Source organism: uncultured Hymenobacter sp. (assembly GCF_964242765.1).
Lineage (GTDB): Bacteria > Bacteroidota > Bacteroidia > Cytophagales > Hymenobacteraceae > Hymenobacter.
On the sequence record NZ_CAXTBM010000128.1, the window covers coordinates 793 to 5480 of the forward strand.

The 4688-nt window shown below is 57.2% G+C and carries 8 protein-coding genes and 2 pseudogenes; 3 read left to right on the top strand and 7 right to left on the bottom strand.

Annotated features, from left to right (window positions below):
• The first annotated feature begins 71 nt into the window (after positions 1-71).
• A complete protein-coding gene (locus tag ACFE7X_RS24845) occupies positions 72-320 on the top strand; it encodes a hypothetical protein (RefSeq protein ID WP_375438369.1) in 249 nt (82 codons plus the stop codon).
• 99 nt (positions 321-419) lie between these two features.
• Positions 420-1031, top strand: coding sequence for a phosphatase PAP2 family protein (locus ACFE7X_RS24850; RefSeq protein WP_375438370.1), 612 nt, complete (start codon positions 420-422; stop codon positions 1029-1031).
• 276 nt (positions 1032-1307) lie between these two features.
• Here ACFE7X_RS24850 and ACFE7X_RS24855 read toward each other — a convergent pair whose 3' ends face one another.
• From ACFE7X_RS24855 to ACFE7X_RS24885, 7 genes and pseudogenes are all read right to left on the bottom strand, one after another.
• The gene (locus ACFE7X_RS24855) at positions 1308-1538 is read right to left on the bottom strand and encodes a hypothetical protein (protein WP_375438371.1); all 231 of its coding nucleotides are present in this window, start codon (positions 1536-1538) and stop codon (positions 1308-1310) included.
• Between the two features lie 8 nt (positions 1539-1546).
• Positions 1547-1861: a hypothetical protein gene (locus tag ACFE7X_RS24860; protein WP_375438372.1), complete on the bottom strand. Its 315-nt coding sequence runs from the start codon at positions 1859-1861 to the stop codon at positions 1547-1549.
• Between the two features lie 8 nt (positions 1862-1869).
• A pseudogene (locus ACFE7X_RS24865) lies at positions 1870-2238 on the bottom strand (TonB-dependent receptor domain-containing protein); the annotation flags it as partial.
• A gap of 290 nt (positions 2239-2528) precedes the next feature.
• A complete protein-coding gene (locus ACFE7X_RS24870) occupies positions 2529-2678 on the bottom strand; it encodes a hypothetical protein (protein ID WP_375438373.1) in 150 nt (49 codons plus the stop codon).
• Positions 2679-2873, bottom strand: coding sequence for a hypothetical protein (locus ACFE7X_RS24875; protein WP_375438376.1), 195 nt, complete (start codon positions 2871-2873; stop codon positions 2679-2681).
• On the bottom strand, positions 2840-3277 hold the full coding sequence (locus ACFE7X_RS24880; RefSeq protein WP_375438375.1) for a TonB-dependent receptor plug domain-containing protein: 438 nt from the start codon (positions 3275-3277) through the stop codon (positions 2840-2842). The genes ACFE7X_RS24875 and ACFE7X_RS24880 overlap by 34 nt, the downstream gene beginning before the upstream one ends.
• Positions 3278-3283: 6 nt before the next feature.
• A pseudogene (locus ACFE7X_RS24885) lies at positions 3284-3481 on the bottom strand (carboxypeptidase regulatory-like domain-containing protein); the annotation flags it as partial.
• 381 nt (positions 3482-3862) lie between these two features.
• On the opposite strand from ACFE7X_RS24885, the gene ACFE7X_RS24890 reads away from it, so the two are divergent.
• Positions 3863-4075 carry a hypothetical protein gene (locus tag ACFE7X_RS24890; protein WP_375438374.1) on the top strand — a complete coding sequence of 71 codons (213 nt, stop codon included), beginning with the start codon at positions 3863-3865 and terminating at the stop codon, positions 4073-4075.
• The last annotated feature ends 613 nt before the right edge of the window (positions 4076-4688 follow it).

A 4688-nucleotide genomic window follows, 5' to 3' on the forward strand; every position in this document is an offset into this window, starting at 1 on the left:
CTCCACCACCTGTCGGCATCTTTAAGCCGCGCTGATGGGCTGGTCACCCCGTTGCACCCCGCTTGGTTGTTATGCTCCTCGATTACGCCGGCTTTCAGACTCTATCTGCCAGTCAACAAAACCACTATGTCCACGCGCACGGCCACTACCTGAGCCAGCGCTGGCACGAAAACTACAGTGTCGAGCTCTATGGGCTCGGCTCGTTTTATGTAGAGCGCTGGCTCGAGCAAGAGTGCCGCCAACCCGAGCGCCTGCTAGCCTACGACACCGACTCGTGCTTGGGACTCTATGCTTCTTCTCAGTCCCACCCGCCCTACTAGCGGTGGTTCCTGCTCGGCTCCCTTTCCCAGTTTCTGCCGCCCTCGGGTGTGCTCCTGCTGCCGTCTCCAGCCTTCTCCCATCTTCTCTCCCCCTCCCCATTGCTCGATTTCCTTCGTTTTCTCGACCAGCAACTGGTGCTGGCCCTCAACCAGGAGCACACGCCTTTACTGGACGCACTGCTGCTGGCCGCCTCGAGCCGGCTGGCGTGGGGCCCGGTGCTGCTGCTGGCCCTGCCTGGGTTGTGGCGCCACTACGGCGCATCTTGCTGGCGGCTGTTGCTGCCGCTGGCCCTGAGTGTAGCTACCACTAACTGGCTGGCCAGCGACCTGATCAAGCCTTGGGTCAACCGGCCGCGGCCCTGCCAGGCCCCGGACTTACTGCCGTTGCTGCATTTGCCCGTTGGCTGTAGTGCGAGCGCCAGCTTTCTCTCCACCCACACAGCCGATCTGGTTACGCTGGTGGGGGTCTTGTCGTGGGTGCTGCCGCGCGCGTCCTGGCGTCTGCACTTGGTTTGGTGGAGTTGGGCCCTGGTGTTGGCCACCAGCCGCGTGTATTTAGGCCAGCACTACCCGAGCGACGTGCTGGCCGGTGCCGCGCTGGGACTACTCGTGGCCCTGGGTGGCCGGGGGCTGCGGCGGCCCCTACTGGCTCGCTTGCTGCCCGCTACGCGAGTAAAGCAGCAAGAACCCGCCGGAGCGCGTAGTAGCTAAGCCGAAGGTCGGGTCGATGTTGGCCTGCTTGGCTGGTTGAGCGTCCGGCGGTCTGACCCGGTTCTTAGCGAAACTTCGTTTTAATCCCATCCTTCTCCTCGTTTCATTCCAAGAAGAGACGACCACAATTTGAAACGTATTGTATGAGGTAGTCCTAGAGTAAGGACAGACAGCGACACGGGTGCGGCTATCTCTAGTTTCTGTGCGGGCGCAGCCAGCTGAGCTTGTAAGGCTGCGCCCGCACAGAAACTGGTTCAGTGGAAAGAGAAGAGCGAGTTAAAACGTGGCTGTCGCCGTCAGGCCCCACAGCCGCAGGGTGTTGAGCAGGTACACCGACGTGGCCCAGGTGCGGTACCGCACATCGGTGAGATTACAGCGCCACGTGGCTAATTCATAGCTTTTGTACTTGAGCCCCGCCCGGGCGTTGAATACATGGAATGGCGACTGCCGGATAACGTAGTCGTAGTTGAGGTAGTAGGCCCCTGAATAGCGGTGCTCACCCCGCACGAAGGCGCTCAGTGCCCCTCGTACTGCAACGCCACGAAGGAAGCGGCAGCAAGATTGAACAAGGGCTTGCGGCCAGCCAGGTCCTGATTGTTGCCGGCTACTATTGTGGTCAAGCGTGAATACTCCGCCTTACTTAGGCTGGCCGTCCACTCCGCTTGCCAGCCCTTGGCGGGCACGGCTTGCAGCTCCAACTCGGCACTCAAGTTGTGCATGTCGCTCGCATTGCGAGTCAGGAAGAAGCCGTTTTCAATGACTATCACCTGCTGGTTGCGCTGCTGCAGGTAAAAGCCCGTCTGATTAAGTTGCAGCCGGTCGGCGAACAAGGTGTTTTTTACCCCACCTTGTAGTTGTTGGAGTGCTCGGGGCCTACAGGTACATCGGCGGCCATGGGGGCAAATAGGTTGAGGGCCCTGGCCCGGAAGCCGCGGGCCACCTGCCTGTACACCAGGGTGTGGTCCGTGGCCTGAAAGCTGAGGATGCCCTTGGGAGTCCAGGCAGCAAATGACGCTTCAAACGTCGTCCGCGGCAACACTTGGCTTTCGGTGTCGTCGGGGGCCACCATGCGGCGCGCCTGCGCCAACTCGCGGGTTTCTCGTTCGTAGCGTAGGCCGGCGGCGGCCGTTAAGCGGGGCCGCAGGCGATAGGCGGCCTGCCCGAAAAACGTCACCCCCAAGTTGTCTGAGCGGCTGTTGCGGTAGAAGGTGGAGGGCGGGCCAGTAGCCGGCGTCCGTAACTACACAAACTCGTTGGCACCATTTGGAGCCGTTCACAGAAACATGCCTACCGTCCAGCTCAGCGGCGACGCCAGGGCCGGGTTCGAGTTGGCCCGCAGTTCCTGCGTGAACGTATGCACTCGGTCGTCGCTGAATACCTTAGTCAGTCCGCGGCAGTATAATCGCCGTCCAGATACTCTGGAAAGCCTTTTTGATAATTCTGCACGGCGCTAATGGAAGTCAGCACCACTGGCTGCGCCGCGTATTTCACCCGCACCTACGCGTTTATATTGTCGCGCTGCTCCGGGTTCGAGACGCTGCGGCCAATGACGTAGGGTTGAGCAAACAGCGCCTGATCGGTGGCGACCCACATATACGCTCCGCAGTCGTCGTTGTGCTCGAAGCGGCCAATCAGCTCTACACTCAACTATTCGATAGGCAGGTAGCGCAGGGTTAGCCCGCCGGCAATATCCTGGGGCCAGTCAAAGGCCTGACCCGTCGCCGAATTGGTATAAATGCCGCACTGCTGGCTTAACAGACCGGCCACGCCCACATACGGCTTATCCTTCACCAGGGGCAAGCTGTAGGTTAGGTTGTAGCGCTTCTGGGCGTAATTGCCCACGTCCGCTGCGCGAAGCCTTGCGGCGTGTTGGTGGGCTTTTTGGTGATGATGTTGAGGACACCCCCGAAGGCATTGCGGCCGTAAAGTGTGCCCTTTGGCCCACGGAGCACCTCGATGCGGGTCACGTTGTTGAACTGCAAGGGCGCCGAAAAGCCCTCAAACTGGTAGACTCCATCAATGTATGTAGCCACGGCCGTTTGGCTGTGCAGGCCCATGGTGCCCCGGATGTTTAGAAATAAGGAGCTGGTGCCGCCGCCGTGCTCGACGGTTTGCAGACTCGGGGCCAGCGCGCCTAAGTCGCTCAGTGACCAAACTCGGTACGCCTGCAGCCGGCGCGCGGTCAGCACGCTGACCGCGGCGAGGGTCTGCTGGGCATCGGTTTCGGTTTTATTGACCGTGACCACTACTTCGTACAGCGCTTGAGAACTGGCGTGCAGCGTCACGGTCAGCGGAGCAGACGCTTGTTCGCCTATCCGTACTGGCCGAATAACCGTGGCGTATCCCACCGCGCTGATGGCTACTTGGTAACGACCTACTGGCAAGCGCAGGTGAAAGGAGCCGGCTTCGTCGGTGGCGGTGGCCTGTGGGTGATTGAGCACGGCCATCGTAGCGTGAGAAACCGCTTAAAGCGGAGGGTAGCGAAGCTAACAGGAGTATGCTGAGGTCCTGTTAACGGAAATTGAAGCGCATTTCGGACTCGAAAAGAAACGATTCAGAGTTGTCAGGCCGCATACCGTCGACCTGTACTAGCCACCGCTTGGCAGAGCATTAGAACGGCTCGATACTATTGCTGTGCTGAGTATACAGGACAAACTCGTTCTGCTCGTGTTGCACCCAAAAATGCCCATCATAGCCGCGCCACCCGTCGGTATGCACCACGGCCGAGGGCGCGATTCTGTCACGGGTAAGGACCTGTAAAGTTGCTTTGGCGCAGCTCAGCACCTATTCCACATAAATCTAGTTGCCGCGTTTGAACAGCCCAAAATACGATGGTTTCTGCCTGCACCACGGCCTTGTTTGCCACGCACCAGCCACTGCCCAGAATACGATTCATCGCTCTCGCCTTTGCCTGGCAGCTCGGCCGGCACTTGGCGCAAGCGGACTATGTACCGGCACAGGCGCTGGTAGAGGTGAGTGGTGCATACTCGGCTCAGGCCGGTAATCCGGGCGGCGTCCGAGACTGTCAAATTCAGGGCAAATAGACGTAATATTTGTCGAAAGTTGACCTCTGAAATTTCAGCACTTTTGTGATAACAATTAACCTACTGCAATACAAACAATTAGAAGCAGATTTAACTTCGTTTGCTTTACTAGTTCCTGATTAAATGGCAATACCTAACATTTACTTGAGTCCTTGACTTAACGACGCCTATAACGCTGTTCGGCACGAAATGGCGATTTGACATCGACACCTAATTGTTCATTTACCTTTTTCAAACGCATAATTGTGATCTGCATCTTGTTACCAGCATTTGTTATCTCAGCACTGTTAGCTTCAGATGCTGTACTTTGTTGCCATATATTATATGCTTCCTCTATGATTCGTCGAGCATGAGGAAGATAGACAGAAAGCAAAGAGCCTCCCTGATTAAAACTATTTAGAGATGTGTACCTTCTTCTAAACATGTATATGAATTAAGCTTTAGCCGTTAAAGCACAATTCAATTATACGAATTGGCCCGTTAAGTAATTAAGATAGGTTATAAAAAAGTCACCCTTCGCGCATCTCGTAAAGAGACAGCACGAAGGGTGACGTAAATAGTAAGGTTGGCGGCGACCGACTCTCCCACCGATGAAGGCAGTACCATAGGCGCT